The 14,959-nt window shown below is 58.3% G+C and carries 13 protein-coding genes; 6 read left to right on the top strand and 7 right to left on the bottom strand.

Annotated features, from left to right (window positions below):
* The first annotated feature begins 80 nt into the window (after positions 1 to 80).
* Positions 81 to 1,928 (top strand): dihydroxy-acid dehydratase domain-containing protein, encoded by a 1,848-nt coding sequence (locus ACR0EV_RS19360; protein ID WP_480801608.1) that lies wholly within the window; start codon positions 81 to 83, stop codon positions 1,926 to 1,928.
* Positions 1,929 to 2,119: 191 nt separating this feature from the next.
* On the opposite strand, the gene ACR0EV_RS19355 is transcribed toward ACR0EV_RS19360, so the two are convergent.
* Positions 2,120 to 3,043 carry a Rossmann-fold NAD(P)-binding domain-containing protein gene (locus tag ACR0EV_RS19355; RefSeq protein WP_480801607.1) on the bottom strand — a complete coding sequence of 308 codons (924 nt, stop codon included), beginning with the start codon at positions 3,041 to 3,043 and terminating at the stop codon, positions 2,120 to 2,122.
* A gap of 84 nt (positions 3,044 to 3,127) precedes the next feature.
* On the opposite strand from ACR0EV_RS19355, the gene ACR0EV_RS19350 reads away from it, so the two are divergent.
* Positions 3,128 to 4,021: a LysR family transcriptional regulator gene (locus ACR0EV_RS19350; protein ID WP_480801606.1), complete on the top strand. Its 894-nt coding sequence runs from the start codon at positions 3,128 to 3,130 to the stop codon at positions 4,019 to 4,021.
* A 3-nt stretch (positions 4,022 to 4,024) separates the two neighbouring features.
* Here the strand turns inward: ACR0EV_RS19350 and ACR0EV_RS19345 are convergent, their stop codons facing one another.
* A complete protein-coding gene (locus ACR0EV_RS19345; RefSeq protein ID WP_480801605.1) occupies positions 4,025 to 4,552 on the bottom strand; it encodes a redoxin domain-containing protein in 528 nt (175 codons plus the stop codon).
* Between the two features lie 91 nt (positions 4,553 to 4,643).
* Between ACR0EV_RS19345 and leuB the strand changes: the two genes are divergently transcribed.
* The gene (gene leuB, locus ACR0EV_RS19340; protein WP_480801604.1) at positions 4,644 to 5,747 is read left to right on the top strand and encodes a 3-isopropylmalate dehydrogenase; all 1,104 of its coding nucleotides are present in this window, start codon (positions 4,644 to 4,646) and stop codon (positions 5,745 to 5,747) included.
* 54 nt (positions 5,748 to 5,801) lie between these two features.
* On the opposite strand, the gene ACR0EV_RS19335 is transcribed toward leuB, so the two are convergent.
* Positions 5,802 to 7,976: a transglycosylase domain-containing protein gene (locus ACR0EV_RS19335; protein ID WP_480801603.1), complete on the bottom strand. Its 2,175-nt coding sequence runs from the start codon at positions 7,974 to 7,976 to the stop codon at positions 5,802 to 5,804.
* Between the two features lie 258 nt (positions 7,977 to 8,234).
* Here ACR0EV_RS19335 and ACR0EV_RS19330 point away from each other — a divergent pair, with 258 nt between their 5' ends.
* Together ACR0EV_RS19330 and ACR0EV_RS19325 are read left to right on the top strand one after the other, a co-directional pair.
* Positions 8,235 to 8,573, top strand: coding sequence for a P-II family nitrogen regulator (locus ACR0EV_RS19330; RefSeq protein ID WP_170537262.1), 339 nt, complete (start codon positions 8,235 to 8,237; stop codon positions 8,571 to 8,573).
* Positions 8,574 to 8,607: 34 nt separating this feature from the next.
* Complete coding sequence (locus ACR0EV_RS19325; protein WP_480801602.1) at positions 8,608 to 9,921, top strand: ammonium transporter; 1,314 nt, start codon at positions 8,608 to 8,610, stop codon at positions 9,919 to 9,921.
* A 69-nt stretch (positions 9,922 to 9,990) separates the two neighbouring features.
* Here the strand turns inward: ACR0EV_RS19325 and ACR0EV_RS19320 are convergent, their stop codons facing one another.
* From ACR0EV_RS19320 to ACR0EV_RS19305, 4 genes are all read right to left on the bottom strand, one after another.
* Positions 9,991 to 11,175: an amino acid aminotransferase gene (locus ACR0EV_RS19320; protein WP_480801601.1), complete on the bottom strand. Its 1,185-nt coding sequence runs from the start codon at positions 11,173 to 11,175 to the stop codon at positions 9,991 to 9,993.
* Entirely contained in the window at positions 11,175 to 12,029 is an 855-nt protein-coding gene (sseA, locus tag ACR0EV_RS19315) for a 3-mercaptopyruvate sulfurtransferase (RefSeq protein ID WP_480801600.1), read from the bottom strand. Before sseA ends, ACR0EV_RS19320 begins: the two co-directional genes overlap by 1 nt.
* Before the next feature lie 93 nt (positions 12,030 to 12,122).
* The gene (locus tag ACR0EV_RS19310; RefSeq protein ID WP_171096622.1) at positions 12,123 to 12,392 is read right to left on the bottom strand and encodes a CBU_0592 family membrane protein; all 270 of its coding nucleotides are present in this window, start codon (positions 12,390 to 12,392) and stop codon (positions 12,123 to 12,125) included.
* Positions 12,389 to 12,952, bottom strand: coding sequence for a helix-turn-helix domain-containing protein (locus ACR0EV_RS19305; RefSeq protein WP_480801599.1), 564 nt, complete (start codon positions 12,950 to 12,952; stop codon positions 12,389 to 12,391). The genes ACR0EV_RS19310 and ACR0EV_RS19305 overlap by 4 nt, the downstream gene beginning before the upstream one ends.
* 108 nt (positions 12,953 to 13,060) lie before the next feature.
* Between ACR0EV_RS19305 and ilvD the strand changes: the two genes are divergently transcribed.
* Positions 13,061 to 14,893, top strand: a complete 1,833-nt coding sequence (gene ilvD / locus ACR0EV_RS19300; protein ID WP_480801598.1) for a dihydroxy-acid dehydratase — start codon at positions 13,061 to 13,063, stop codon at positions 14,891 to 14,893.
* Positions 14,894 to 14,959 lie beyond the last annotated feature (66 nt).

Below are 14,959 nucleotides of genomic sequence, written 5' to 3'. Positions count from 1 at the left end.
TTTCATACCTGCCTGCGCACAGTGTTAGGCGGAGCCGATAAAAACAGGTTCCGCTCAAAAGTACATATTGGAGGAAACCCGTGGCTAAGAATCCTGTACTGATCGACGACCATCCTGGACGCAACTCTCAGGCTTATGGCATTGCGCGTGAACTTGGCACGGACGAGGATTTGATCCATGCGCCCTCGGTTGGGGTTGTGGGCACAAAAGGCGACAGCCAGTGTTATCTTGGCGTGCAGCCCAAGGTCGAAGTAATACACGCCGCTCTGCGAGACCAGATCGGCAAAGACGCAGGTAAGATCGCCATGCGTCTGGTTCAGCCCGAATACTCTATCGCCACATCCGATGGCATCCGTAACGGAACGCGAGAGATGCGCTATTCACTCATCGGGCGCGAAGTAACCAACGATGTATTTTCCGAACATCTCTCAGCCTCCGGCCTGGGTGGCACAATTGCTGTGGTGGCGTGTGACAAGCCACCGGTTGGTACGCTGGCTGCTTTGCTCGAACACAACCAGCCTGCGATTATGATGTCCGATGGCTCCATTCATCCCTCGAAAGACCCGGAAACCGGCGAAATGTTGGATATCATCGCTGCCTATCAAGTTGCCGGCAGCGAGGACGCAGCATACCGCAAACGCATTGCCTGCCTGGCCTGCCCCGGTATCGGATCGTGCGGCGGGATTTTCACCTACAACACGATGCAGACCTTTATCGGCGTTGTGGGCATGCAGCCATTGCATATGGTGGCACCGCCTTCTGACGACCCGCGCCGCATGGAAGAGTTTCCGTCGCAGTTGGTAGGCTATCTTGCCAAGTTGATTGAAAACGGCACGCGACCCCGCGACATCGTCGGGCGCGACTCGCTGCGCAACGCGTTGACCGTTGCAATGGCGATCGGCGGCTCGACCAACGTGGTTCTGCACGCACCCGAGATTGCACGTGCCGCAGGTTACGCGAATTTCTGGAAAGACATTGTTACGCCAGAAGAGTTCAATGAATGGTCGCAGAAAATCGTTCCGGTCCTGACAGACGCTCGACCCTATGGCCGCTATTCAATGGTAGACATCGACAGGGTCGGCGGTGTGCAGGTGATCGTCAAGGAACTGATCGACGCGGGTATGGTAAATGGCGACGCACCAACCTGCACTGGCGAAACTCTGGCGGAACAGGTCGAACGTCTGGGCGCTGCCGCACCGGACGGCACGGTGATCTATCCTGTGTCAGCGCCCTTCAAAGAAACGGGCGGCCTGCGTCTGCTGGGTGGGAATCTGTCACCGGAATTCAGCGCCATTCTGAAGCTTGCAGGTGTCGAGCGCGGACTTGAGGGCAATGTCTTCCGAGGTAAAGCGAGAGTCTTCGAAGGCGAAGCCCGCCTGCTTGAGATGCTCGACACCAACCCAATGGGATTTGAAGACAATGATATGATCATTGTTCGATACGAAGGCCCTTCGGGTGCACCGGGTATGCCCGAGATGCTGGACGCAACGGCACGGATCACGACCCTGTGCCGCGAGCGGGGAATCACGGTTGCTCTGATGACCGACGCGCGTTTTTCGGGCGGATCGGTCGGGCTGGTCATTGGGCATGTCGGACCTGAGGCCGCATTGGGTGGCCCGATTGCTCTGGTCGAAGACGGCGACGAGATCATTGCCGATCTGAATGTGAACGAGCTGAACGCGCCGGTTTTGGATGACCCGAATGTAGTTGCTGAACGCAAGGCGCGTTGGGAAGCCGAAGTGGCCGGAAACGGCGGCGTACATCCAAATTGCGGCACAGCGGATACCCGCCTTTTGCACCGGATGCGGTCATCTGCCGTGCCCGCTGTGCGCGGTGGCGGTATGCACCCGGGTCGTGAGCTGTGGGTCAACACGCCTCGTGAACCTCAGCTCTCAGGGTTTTTGCCGACAAACAGGTCGAGGTCATAAAACCTCAAACGACGCGGTGGTTGATCCTTCTAGGGTGTTGGCGCACCCGTTGAAGGATCAGATCCAATAAACAGGAAAACTGGTCGCAGTGGCATCCGCCGCTCCGCCACAGCCACTTGGACTGGCAGCGCGAGGTCTGGCGCGCTCTTGAGCCGCGTACCCCTCACCGTCCAAAGTAACCGCGACGAAGGTCAGTTGTTGGCAGGTTTCAACAGACCGCCGCCGACGGACCGGGTCGCAGGCGGCGCGGCTACAAGCTGCGTTGGAATCGCAGAACCTAGGGCAACATCCAAATCAGTCTGCGGCACCGCGCCCAGCAACTCGGTAAGGTGCGTGCCGTCCAACTGATGAGGCACCTGCCAAAGATACCGCATCTCAAGCAGGTGCGGGGCCATACGCCAAAACGGGCGAGCCAAATGCAACGGCCACCACTGCATTGGCTTCACAGCAATTGACCGTCCTGTGACTCGCGACAGTGAGTGTGCAATCTGGGATCCGGTCAAGGTGTAGCCCTCGAACGGGACATCGCAAAACCGGGGCAACTCATGGCGCTTTTCGGCCAACAGCACTGCAGCACGGGCCAGATCCGGTAGATAGGCCCATGCATGCGGGATGTCAGGGTTGCCGGGGTAGACCAGCCGTCCTTTGGCAAGATGTTTTATCATGACCTGATCAAACCAGTTGCCCGAGGCGCATGTGTCAATGAAATCCCCGGCACGCAGAATAATGGTACGCGCGGTCGAGCGGCGATATGCTTCCTCCATCTCTATTCTGACCCGACCCAACGGGTTGCGCGCCCCGTGCGGCGTACCACCGAACCAGGGACCCGGTGCATCGGGTCCAAAGACATAGACATTTCCCGGCACCAAAACGGTGGCCCCGGTCGCCTCTGCCAACTCAATCACCTGTTGGTGCAGGCTCGGCACCAGGCGTGCCCAATCTGGGTAGGGTGGGTTCCAGCCATTGACGATAACGTCCACTCCGTACGCCGCTTGTTCCAGCGTATCGCGCGTGCGGTCAAAGCTGCGCACGGTCCACCCGGCATTGCGAAACGCCAGCGCGGCATTGCGCCCAAATCGGCCGGTGGCGCCAAGAATAAGTACGGATTGCGGCATGACTCCCTCCTGTTGGGACAAAGATTACCCAAAGGAAAGCAATAGGGAATTGCCCCAAATTGCAGATCATGTATTCATTTTTGAATGGACAAAGCCCTTACACATGCCGACTGGTCCCTGATTCAAAGCTTTCTGGCGGTGGCCGAAACCGGATCCCTTTCTGCCGCTGCCCGACAGCTGGAGCGCAGCCAGCCCACATTGGGGCGACAGATCCAAACACTGGAAGCCGAGCTGGAGGTTTCTCTTTTCGAACGACACGCAAGAGGGCTGAAGCTGAGCGATGTGGGTCATCAATTACTGCCCATGGCGCAACAGATGCACACGGCCATGAACGCCTTCAGCATGACAGCAGCCGGTCAGTCGCAGCAATTGGAAGGAACAGTACGCATTACCGCTTCGGTCTTCGCTTCAAATCACATCCTGCCGCCGATTCTGGCCCATATCCGGCAACAGGAACCTGCGATTCAGTTGGAACTGGTGGCCACGGACGCCACCGAAAACCTGCTGTTCCGCGAAGCTGATATTGCCGTGCGCATGTACCGCCCCGAACAGATGGACATTCTAACCCGACATCTGGGCGAGATCTCATTGTGTTTTTGCGCCGCCAAAAGCTATTTGGATCGCGCAGGTCGCCCGACCTCGCCAGAGGAAGTGTTCCAGCATGATCTGGTGGGGTTTGATACGGATGACCGCATCATTGCTTCGATGCAGGAAAGGGGTTGGAACGTTGGGCGCGATGCCTTTGCCACACGATGCGACCACCAGACCGTGTATTGGGAACTGATCCGAGCAGGCTGCGGACTGGGCTTCAGCCAGGTTCAAGTAGCCGAGGCCGATCCGCTGGTCGAAATTCTGGATATTGGGGTCGAGATCAAGAAAATGCCGGTCTGGCTGGCTGCGCCGCAAGCCATGCGCCAGACCCCGCGTATTCGCAGGGTCTGGGATCTGTTGGCCGAGGGACTCAAAGCCAGTCTTTGAAGGTCAAAGCGGCCCTGTATAAGTACCGCGCGCAGGGTAATTGTTGCCCAGCGTGAACTTCAGACCACCCGCAATATCCGCCATGGAAGGGCGCCCAAACGGTGTGGTTTGCTGCCACGCGTAATAGAGCGTCTGATCCGGTGCGATATAGAAATGGCCGGGCTCGGCGAAAAGGTCCGGCTCGGCGCTGCCCTCGCGCTTGGTCGAGATGTTCAGACCCCAATCTTCGCGCGCGGCAGCCAATGGCAGGCTGTGACCCACGCGCAGTCGTTTTGCCCCGGCTTTCTCGGCTGTTTCGGCGGCACGTTCGGCGGTATCGGTTGTGATCATGATGACCTCGACGCCCAGCGCCGCAAAATCGTCCAGCACCGCCTCGACCTCGGTCATCTGCTTGACGCAGATCGGGCAATGCAGCCCGCGATATTGAATCACCAGCGTCCCGTTTTCGCCCTTGTCCGCCTCAAGATCGAAGCTGCCATGTGCCACGGTTTCGATTTTCAGCGCAGGAACCGGATTTCCAGGTGTCAGCATGTGTTTTCCTCGTATTTTGACGGGTTCGTCTCATTGACCCGATGCACCGCAGACGCTAGGGCCTGTGCAACAAAACGCAAGGAGACCCTTCATGTCCAACCCCTCGCTCCTCATCCTGCCCGGAGACGGAATTGGCCCGGAAGTTATGGCCGAAGTGCGCAGAATCATCGATTGGTTCGGCACCAATCGCGGTCTTCAATTTGACGTGAGCGAGGATCTGGTCGGCGGTGCCGCCTATGACGCCCACGGCAAGCCGCTGTCTGATGAGACGATGGCCAAAGCGCAAGAGGTGGACGCGGTGCTGCTGGGTGCTGTTGGCGGCCCGAAATACGACGATCTGGATTTCAGCCTGAAGCCTGAGCGCGGGTTGTTGCGCCTGCGCAAGGAGATGGACCTGTATTCGAACCTGCGCCCGGCCCAGTGCTTTGACGCGCTGGCCGATTTCTCGTCGCTGAAGAAAGACATTGTTGCTGGCCTCGATATCATGATCGTGCGCGAGCTGACCTCGGGCGTCTATTTCGGCGAGCCGCGAGGCATCTTCGAAGAAGGCAACGAACGCGTCGGCATCAACACTCAGCGTTACACCGAATCCGAAATTGAACGCGCCGCACGCTCGGCCTTTGAACTGGCCATGCGCCGGAACAAAAAGCTGTGCTCGATGGAAAAAGCCAACGTCATGGAATCGGGCATTTTGTGGCGTGAAGTAGTGGACCGGGTCGCAGCAGACTATCCCGAGGTTGAGCTGAGCCATATGTATGCCGACAACGGCGCCATGCAGCTGGTGCGCGCACCCAAGCAATTCGACGTTATCCTGACCGACAACCTGTTTGGCGACATTCTGTCCGACTGCGCCGCGATGCTGACGGGCTCTCTGGGCATGTTGCCATCGGCTTCGCTGGGCGCTCCGATGGCCAATGGCCGCCCCAAGGCGATGTACGAACCGGTGCACGGCTCGGCCCCGGATATCGCGGGTGAAGGCAAGGCCAACCCGATCGCTTGTATCCTCAGCTTTGCCATGGCGCTGCGCTATAGCTTTGATCAGGGTGAAGAAGCAGACCGCCTTGAAGCCGCGATCGAAAAAGTTCTGGCTGATGGCGTCCGCACCGGCGACCTGCTGGCGGATGAAGGCGTCACACCGGTGTCCACCACCGAAATGGGTGACGCGATCCTGGCAGCATTGGATGCCAGCGTCTAAGTCATACTGGAATTGAATTGCAAAAGGCGGTGCCCAGCGCACCGCCTTTTTTTGTTAATTGCCGCCGAATATGTTTCTCAGCAGGTTATTGATATCCTCGGCAAAGCCGCCTCCCCTGCGCCGGGGCTGTGGTTGCGCAACCTGAACCGGTGGTTCAGGTGCCATCATCGGCAAAGGTGTGGGTGTCATCCCTTCGGTAACGCGCACCATGGTCTCTTTCCAGATTTCGGCAGGAAGCCCGCCCCCGGTTACACCAGACAGCGGAGTGTTGTCGTCATAGCCCATCCAGACACCAGTCACGTAGTCAGCTGTAAAGCCGATGAACCAAGCGTCCCGCGCGGCTTGGGTCGTGCCCGTTTTGCCCGCAACCTGCCAGCCCGGCAGTTTCGCACGCCCACCGGTACCTTCGGACACCACACGCTCCATCATCCAGGTCAGCTGTTTAGCGGCTGCGTCGTTGATGACCCGCTCACCAATACCGGTCGTTGTGACCATAACTGGCGTGTCATCCCCCAACAGCTTCAGCTCGGTCAGGCCATAAGGTTCCACGGCCGATCCACCGTTCAGAATGCCGGCGTAAGCTCCGGTCATCTCGATCAACGTGCTTTCCGACGCCCCCAAAGCCAGGGCAGGACCTTGCGCCAGGTCGCTGGCAATTCCAAAGCCGCTGGCGATTGTGCGGACGTTATCCAAACCCGAAATCTCGGCCACCTTGACAGCCGGAATGTTCAAAGAGTTCATCAACGCATCTGCCAACGTCACCCGCCCATAGAACTTGTTGGTGTAGTTCTTAGGGCACCACTGACCTGATCCGGGGATGTTCACGCAGTAAGGTTCGTCCATCACTGTATCCAGCGGAGAATACCCAAGTTCCAGCGCGGTGGCATAGACGAACGGCTTGAAAGACGATCCTGTCTGGCGCAATGCTTGCGTTGCCCGGTTAAATGCACCTGACACGCGCGTCTTACGCCCACCAACCATGGCACGCACCGCGCCGTCTGCCGACATCACGACAATTGCGGCCTGCGCCTCGGACCCTTCGCGCACTTTTTCTTGGAAAATGAACTTCAGCGCTTCTTCAGCAGAGGTTTGAATGCGTTGATCCAGAGTGGTGCGGATCACCACATCCTCGGTCGTGTTGCGGGTAAAGAATTCGGGTCCACTTGCCATGACCCAATCTGCGAAATATCCGCCTGCGCGCGCAGCAGCAGCTTCTGAAAGCTCGGCAGGTCTGGCGCGCGCTTCGCTGGCTTGTGCAGCGCTTAGATAACCCTGATCTTCCATCAGACCGATCACAAGCCGTGCCCGGTCCTGAGAACGTTGCAAGTTGTTCGTTGGCGCATACCGGGTGGGTGCCACCAGCAGACCGGCCAGCATCGCAGCCTCAGCAGGGGAAACTTCTGCCGCAGACTTTCCAAAGTATCGCTGGCTGGCCGCTTCGAACCCGCGCGCGCCTGCACCCAAGAAGGCCCGGTTCAGGTAGATCGTCAGAACCTCGTCCTTGGAGTATTTGACCTCCATCGCCATGGCGTAAACGGCTTCCTTGGCCTTGCGCCAAAGCGAGCCCTGGCGGCAATCGGCCTCGTAAGCGGCTTCAGATTCCCATTCAGACGGATCATAGGGCTCTCCCAGACACAGCAACTTGGCTGTCTGTTGGGTGATGGTTGACCCGCCATGGCCTGACAAGGGCCCGCGTCCTTCGCTCAGGTTAATGCGCACGGCGCTTGCGACACCGCGCGGGCTGACACCGAAATGGCGATAGAATCGCTTGTCCTCGGTCGCGATCACCGCGTTCTTCAGATGGGGCGACACCGTATCCGCCGTGATCACACCGCCAAACTGGTCCCCGCGCCAGGCAAATACCTTGCCATCGCGATCCAGCAAGGTCACTGACCCGCGCGCGCGCCCGTCCAACAAGGCGTCCACGTCGGGCAGAGTTGTATAGACGATACCGACCGCCAAGGCGATCAGCGCGACTACTATTGCGCCCACACGCCAGGTCAGGCCCCAGATCAGCCTCCAGATCCAGCGGAACAGACGACGAAAGATTCCACCTCCGCTTCCGCCCGAACTTTTGCGTTTGGTCTTTCGCGTGGTTTTTCGGGTGGTGGTCTTGCGCGCAGTCGATTTCTTGCCCGCCGGACGCTTGGACGCCGACGGTTTACGACCCTTTGACGGGTATCTTTTGTCCGCAACCAATCGCGGCTTCCGGCGCTTGGACTCAGTCATGCTCAAACTCTGCCCGTTGTTCTTTTGCGCCACCATACCCCGGCGACCCGTCTATGTAGAGGTCCGAATTTTCGGAATTTCCCCTCTTCATTTTGCCTGTTTTTTAGCCATCTTGCATATTTTGTGCAAAAATTGTGCAACATCGCGCCATTTTGCTGCGCAATTACGACCGGTCACCGTTTCTTACGCCGCTCCGTCACGCTTTTTTTCTGCAGGTGCAAACAAACCGGTCCCGCCGGACAATCAGAGGGGAAAGACGTGAAACTGATCATTGCGACAATCAAGCCGTTCAAGCTGGAGGAGGTGCGCGAGGCACTGACCCAAGCTGGCGTGCGCGGCATGATGGTGACCGAAATCAAGGGCTTCGGCTCGCAGTCCGGTCACACCGAAATCTACCGTGGGGCCGAATACGCCGTGAATTTTGTCCCCAAGATCAAGCTCGAGATCGTGGTGCCGGCCACAATGGCCGACCAGATCGTCGAGACCATCACCAACACCGCCAAAACCGGCAAAATCGGTGACGGCAAGATTTTCGTTCTCGATGTCGAGCAGGCCCTGCGCGTGCGGACCGGGGAAACGAACGAAGAGGCGCTGTAAGGCGTCCGGACTCACAAACATTCGAGGACTGACAATGAACCTGATGAAATCTCTCATCCCTGCTGCCGCGCTTGTCGTGCTGCCGCAGATGGGTCTGGCGCAAGAGGATGCCGCCACCGGCGAAGCTGCGCTGCACACCCAGTATATCTTTACCACCCTGCTGTTCCTGATGGCGGGCTTTCTGGTTTTCTTCATGGCAGCAGGCTTTGCCATGCTGGAAGGCGGTCTGGTGCGGTCCAAGAACGTCGCCATGCAGATGATCAAGAACATCGCGCTGTTTTCCATTGCCGCGATCATGTACTGGCTGGTTGGCTTCAACACGATGTATCCGGGCGACTTCAATGGATTCTTTGCCATTGGCGGCCCAACCGTGCTTGATCCGGTTGGTGTTGATCCTGCCGAGGCAGCTCTGGACTACGCCTCGATCGGGTCGGACTTCTTCTTCCAGCTGGTCTTTGTGGCGGCAACTGCGTCGATCGTGTCGGGTGCCGTGGCTGAACGTATCAAGCTGTGGCCCTTCCTGATCTTCGTCGTCGTGCTGACCGGTATCCTGTACCCGATCTCGGGGTCCTGGAAATGGGGCGGCGGCTGGCTGGATGCCATGGGCTTTTCCGACTTCGCCGGTTCGACCGTCGTACACTCGGTCGGTGGCTGGGCCGCTCTGGCTGGCTGTCTGATCCTTGGCCCACGTATCGGCAAGTACAAGGACGGCAAGGTTCACCCGATGCCCGGTTCAAATCTGGCGCTGGCGACCTTGGGTACGTTCATTCTGTGGCTGGGTTGGTTTGGCTTCAACGGCGGCTCGCAGCTGGCGATGGGCACCGTGGGTGACGTAACCGACGTTTCGCGCATCTTCGCCAACACCAACATGGCCGCCGCATCCGGCGCTGTTGCAGCCCTGATCATGACCCAGGTCCTGTACAAGAAGCCTGACCTGACCATGGTGCTGAACGGCGCGCTGGCCGGTCTGGTGTCGATCACCGCTGAACCTCTGGCCCCGACCCTGTTCGGCGCGCTTTGGATCGGTGCTGTGGGCGGTATCATCGTGGTCTTCGCGGTTCCGATGCTGGACAAGTTCAAGATCGACGACGTGGTCGGCGCGATCCCGGTTCACCTGTTCGCAGGCATCTGGGGTACCATCGCTGTAATCTTCTACGGAGAAGCCAGCCTGATCACCCAGTTGACCGGTATCGTAGCCTACGGTGTCTTCACCTTCGTCGCTGCTCTGATCCTGTGGTCAATCCTGAAAGCCACCGTTGGCATCCGGGTTAGCGAAGAGGACGAGATCAACGGCCTGGATATGGCGGAACTGGGTATGGAAGCATACCCTGAGTTCTCGAAGGGCTAAGATTTTATTAAATCAACAAAAAAACCCGGGCGTTCGCGCCCGGGTTTTCTTTTTTGGAATGTTTTGAGATCAAACGCCGACGTCGACAATCGCTTGCGCCAGAATCGGAACGGTTGTTGCGTTCAGGCCAGCGATGTTCAGGCGGCTGTCGCCTACCATGTAGATACCGTGATCGGCGCGCAGTTTTTCGACCAATTCCGGTGCCGCGCCCAAACGTGAGAACATGCCCCGGTGCTGGGCGATGAAACCGAAACGGTCGGAGCCGCTCAGGCGTTGCAGTTCGTCTGCCAATTGTTGGCGCAGGCCCAGCATGGACAAACGGATCTCTTCCAGCTCGGTGGCCCAGTCAGCCCGCAGCGCGTCATCCATCAGGATTGTCGTCACAACCCGTGCGCCGTGATCCGGCGGGAAGGAGTAGTTCTGACGGTTCAGAAACGCCAAAGTCCCCTGATTTAGGGCGGTTTGACCTGCATCGGCACTGATGGCCATCAGCAAACCAGTGCGTTCACGGTAGACACCGAAGTTCTTCGAGCAAGACGCAGCAATCAGGCATTGCTTGACCGAAGAAGCAACCAGACGCGCCGCTTGTGCGTCTTCTTCCAGCCCGTCACCAAAGCCCTGATAGGCAATATCGATCATCGCCACGAGGCCAAGCTCGTTGATCAGGTTCACAACTTCTTGCCATTGTACCATGTTCAGGTTGGCACCGGTCGGGTTGTGGCAGCAGCCATGCAACAGAACCACGTCACCTGCTTTGGCGGTTTTCAGATCGGCCATCATCCCGTCGAAATCAACGCCGCGGGTTTCGCCATCGAAATACCGGTACTGAACGGTCTCCATCCCCAAATAGTTCAGGATCGACAGGTGGTTCGGCCAGGTCGGGTTCGACACGAACACACGCGCCGAAGGGTTCGCCATGCGGATCATCTCGAACGCCTGACGGCAGGCACCCGTGCCGCCGGGTGTCGCCACAGCGGCAATGTTAGCACGCGGAACCGAGGTGCCCAGAATCAGCCCGATCATCACATCCGCATAGGCAGGGTCACCTGCAAGGCCGGTATAGGCTTTGGTTTCCTGTTCTTCCAAGATGCGCTGCTCAGCAGCTTTCACCGCGCGCATTACCGGGGTCACGCCCTCGGCATTCTTGTAGACACCAACACCCAGGTCGATCTTCTGATCGCGCGGGTCTTCGCGGTACATCTGCATCAATGCCAGAATCTTGTCGGCAGGCTGCGGCTTGAGGTTCTCGAACATCAGTTCTCTCCGGTTGCGACGGGAAGGGTTGGGAAGGCACCCCATTCAGCCCAGGAGCCGTCATAAAGCGAGTGGTCTTTCTTGCCCATACGTTCAAGCGCAAGGCTCAGAATCGCAGCCGTGACGCCTGACCCGCATGAGGTAATCGCAGGTTTGGACAGATCGACGCCAGCGGCCTCGAAAATCGCACGGCAGTCTTCGGGCGATTTCATTGTGCCATCTGCGTTAAGCAACTGGCCGAACGGGACGTTGCGGGACCCGGGGATATGGCCCGAACGCAATCCTTCGCGCGGCTCGGCTTCAGCCCCGGCAAACCGACCGGCAGAGCGGGCATCGATGATCTCATGATCGGCCAGCTTGGCTGCGGCGGAAACCTGCGTGACGTCCCGGACAAGCTGGTTTTGAACGCGCACAGTCATGTGACGATCGCGGATGACCGGCGGCAGATCCTCAAGCTCGCGCCCTTCGGCTTGCCACTTGGGCAAACCGCCATCCAGAACCGCGATGTTTTCCTGACCCATCAGACGGAACAACCACCAAACGCGCGCCGCTGACATTAGCCCAGCGCCGTCATAGACGACAACCTGATGACCATCGCCCACGCCCATTGCCCGCAGGCGCGACATGAATTTCTCGACCGGAGGAGCCATATGCGGCAGCTCTGATCGGTGATCCGAGATTTCGTCAATATCGAAGAACCGCGCTCCGGGGATGTGGCCGGCATCGTATTCGGCTTTGGCATCGCGGTTCTGCGCAGGCAGATACCAAGACCCATCCAGAATCCGCAGATCCGGGTCTTTCATATGCGCGGCCAACCATTCAGTCGAAACGAGGGTTTTTGGATCGTCCTGCATCAAAGCCTCCCCTAAGCGAGCTTGGATTTTCCCTATACCCCGCGTCTTTTAGGTTCAAGTCTGGATAGCGCTAGCGCCTGATACCCGCTTGATTTATCGCGCCCGGCGCAGGCGAAAGTGCTGAATGATGCCGATGATACTGATCAAAATCCAAAACCCTTCGATCAGCATTGAGGCCAGATTGAAATTCTCAAGCAAGGAATAGACGATCAGCACTGACCCCAGCAGGTTGACGACCGGAAAGGCCAGATCGTCAGAGTTCATCATCCGCATTTGCGTCGCGAAATACGCTGCGACCACAATAAGGGCCCCGAACGAGCCGATGGCGTCAACGATGGTGAGGCTGTCAAAAAATGCGGTCATGACTCTGTCTTGGTCGTTTCTGAATACTCGGTGTGTTGGGCGTAATGGTGCATGTTCAGAAAAGTTGCCCCCTTCGGACCCGCGCGATAGCCATGCGGAAGATCAGCGGCAAACCGCAAGCCCTGCCCTGCCTGCAAAGGCACCCAATCCCCATCGCGCAATATGTCGAGGGAACCGTCAAGAACAAAGACTTCTTCCGTCACGCCCGTTGCGTGCGCCGGTGACTCGTGACTTTGGTTCGGGGTCAGACTGACGTGAAACGTCTCGGCCCTCAGCGCAGGATCGAAAGGGAAGACGATCTTGACTTCGATACTGCCGGGAAAGGTGACAGTCTGAAAAACCGACGGATCGCCCTTGGCCGTGTCGATCAACGCACTCAGCGGCACCTGAAAGCCTTTGGCGATCTTCCACAGCGTGGCGATTGTCGGGCTGGATTCACCACGCTCGATCTGACCCAGCATGGCTTTGCTGACGCCGGTCAGCTCAGCCGCTTTTGACAGGCTCAGACCCGAAGCCGACCGCACATCTCGCAGCCTAAGCGTAATGTCATCAGCATCCATTTCTGCGCCTCGCGAATCCTCTTGTACGTTATAACGCACATGTGCTACGTGCGCTATAACGTACGGACCCAAAGACATGCAACCCGAGGAAATAGGGAAAACAGCATCATGCCATTGTACCGATCCAGAACCTCTACCCATGGCCGCAACATGGCCGGTGCCCGCGGATTGTGGCGTGCCACAGGCATGGGCGATGATGATTTCGGCAAGCCGATCATCGCCATCGTCAACTCGTTCACCCAATTCGTGCCCGGCCACGTGCACCTGAAAGATCTGGGACAGATGGTGGCGCGCGAGGTCGAAGCCGCCGGTGGCGTCGCAAAAGAGTTCAACACCATCGCGGTGGATGACGGTATCGCCATGGGCCATGACGGGATGCTCTATTCGCTACCCTCGCGTGAGGTGATCGCAGATTCTGTCGAATACATGGTCAATGCGCACTGCGCTGATGCGATGGTCTGCATCTCGAACTGTGACAAGATCACTCCGGGCATGCTGATGGCAGCCATGCGCCTGAACATTCCGGCGATCTTTGTATCTGGCGGTCCAATGGAAGCGGGCAAGATCGACATCGCAGATCTGGAAGCGAAGAAGATCGACCTTGTGGACGCCATGGTTGCCGCCGCAGATGACAAATTCACCGACGAGCAGGTTCAACATATCGAAGAGAACGCCTGCCCGACCTGCGGGTCGTGCTCGGGGATGTTCACTGCCAATTCGATGAACTGTCTGGCCGAAGCGCTGGGTCTGGCCTTGCCGGGCAACGGTTCGACACTGGCAACACATGCCGACCGCAAAGAGCTGTTTCTGGAAGCGGGTCGTCGCATCGTTGAGATCACCAAACGGCACTATGATCTGGATGAAAAAGGCTTCCTGCCGCGTGAGATCGCAACATTCGACGCGTTTGAGAACGCCATGAGCCTCGACATTGCCATGGGTGGGTCGACCAACACGGTACTGCACCTGCTGGCCATCGCACATGAGGGCGAGGTGGATTTCACCATGACCCACATGGACCGCCTAAGCCGTCGCGTGCCGTGCCTGTGCAAGGTCGCGCCAAACACCGAGAACGTTCATATGGAAGACGTCCACCGCGCTGGCGGCATCTTCTCGATCCTCGGAGAACTCAGCCGCGCGGGTCTGCTGCACGAAGACTGCAGCACGGTGCACTCGGCCACGATGGGCGAGGCAATTGCCAACTGGGACATCAAGGTCGCCAATAACCCCAAGGCACAAGAGCTGTTCAAAGCAGCCCCCGGCGGTGTGCGCACCACGCAGGCGTTCAGCCAGTCGAACCGGTACAAAGAACTGGATACTGACCGCGAAGGTGGCGTGATCCGGTCTAAAGAGCACGCTTTCAGCCAGGATGGCGGCCTTGCGGTTCTGTTCGGAAACATCGCCCGAGACGGCTGTATCGTAAAAACGGCTGGCGTTGATGAAAACATCCTGAAGTTCACCGGCTCTGCCTATGTTTGCGAAAGTCAGGATCAGGCCGTCAGTGATATCCTGACCGGCAAGGTGAAAGAGGGCGACGTGGTTGTCATCCGTTACGAAGGACCGCGTGGCGGTCCGGGGATGCAAGAAATGCTCTACCCGACCTCGTATCTGAAATCCAAAGGTCTGGGCAAAGCCTGCGCCCTTCTCACTGATGGACGTTTCTCGGGCGGTACTTCGGGCCTTTCAATTGGCCACGTCTCACCCGAGGCGGCCGAGGGTGGTGAAATCGGACTGGTCAGGAACGGCGATACAATTGAGATCGACATCCCCAACCGCTCGATCCATCTGGCCGTGTCTGATGAAGAACTGGCTGAGCGCCGCCAGGAGCAAGACGCCAAAGGCTGGGAACCTGCCGCGCCGCGCAAACGCAAGGTCTCTACCGCACTGAAAGCCTATGCCAAGCTGACCACCAGCGCGGCAAAAGGGGCCGTGCGCCAGCTTTGAGTTAGAAACCGCTTAAAAACGGCCCACCCATTCGGTGGGCTGTTTTGTCTGCTATGCGGACTAAAT

The sequence above is a fragment of the Ruegeria sp. CF8 genome (assembly GCF_056537285.1).
This window is presented reverse-complemented; position numbering and strand designations above follow the sequence as displayed.

Bases quoted from the DNA above. Each gene is read 5' to 3' on its own strand.
- ACR0EV_RS19355 (WP_480801607.1), bottom strand. From the start codon at position 3,043: ATGCCGCAATCCGTACTTATTCTTGGCGCCACCGGCCGATTTGGGCGC.
- ACR0EV_RS19350 (WP_480801606.1), top strand. From the start codon at position 3,128: ATGGACAAAGCCCTTACACATGCCGACTGGTCCCTGATTCAAAGCTTT.
- ACR0EV_RS19345 (WP_480801605.1), bottom strand. From the start codon at position 4,552: ATGCTGACACCTGGAAATCCGGTTCCTGCGCTGAAAATCGAAACCGTG.
- leuB (WP_480801604.1), top strand. From the start codon at position 4,644: ATGTCCAACCCCTCGCTCCTCATCCTGCCCGGAGACGGAATTGGCCCG.
- ACR0EV_RS19335 (WP_480801603.1), bottom strand. From the start codon at position 7,976: ATGACTGAGTCCAAGCGCCGGAAGCCGCGATTGGTTGCGGACAAAAGA.
- ACR0EV_RS19325 (WP_480801602.1), top strand. From the start codon at position 8,608: ATGAACCTGATGAAATCTCTCATCCCTGCTGCCGCGCTTGTCGTGCTG.
- ACR0EV_RS19320 (WP_480801601.1), bottom strand. From the start codon at position 11,175: ATGTTCGAGAACCTCAAGCCGCAGCCTGCCGACAAGATTCTGGCATTG.
- sseA (WP_480801600.1), bottom strand. From the start codon at position 12,029: ATGCAGGACGATCCAAAAACCCTCGTTTCGACTGAATGGTTGGCCGCG.
- ACR0EV_RS19310 (WP_171096622.1), bottom strand. From the start codon at position 12,392: ATGACCGCATTTTTTGACAGCCTCACCATCGTTGACGCCATCGGCTCG.
- ACR0EV_RS19305 (WP_480801599.1), bottom strand. From the start codon at position 12,952: ATGGATGCTGATGACATTACGCTTAGGCTGCGAGATGTGCGGTCGGCT.
- ilvD (WP_480801598.1), top strand. From the start codon at position 13,061: ATGCCATTGTACCGATCCAGAACCTCTACCCATGGCCGCAACATGGCC.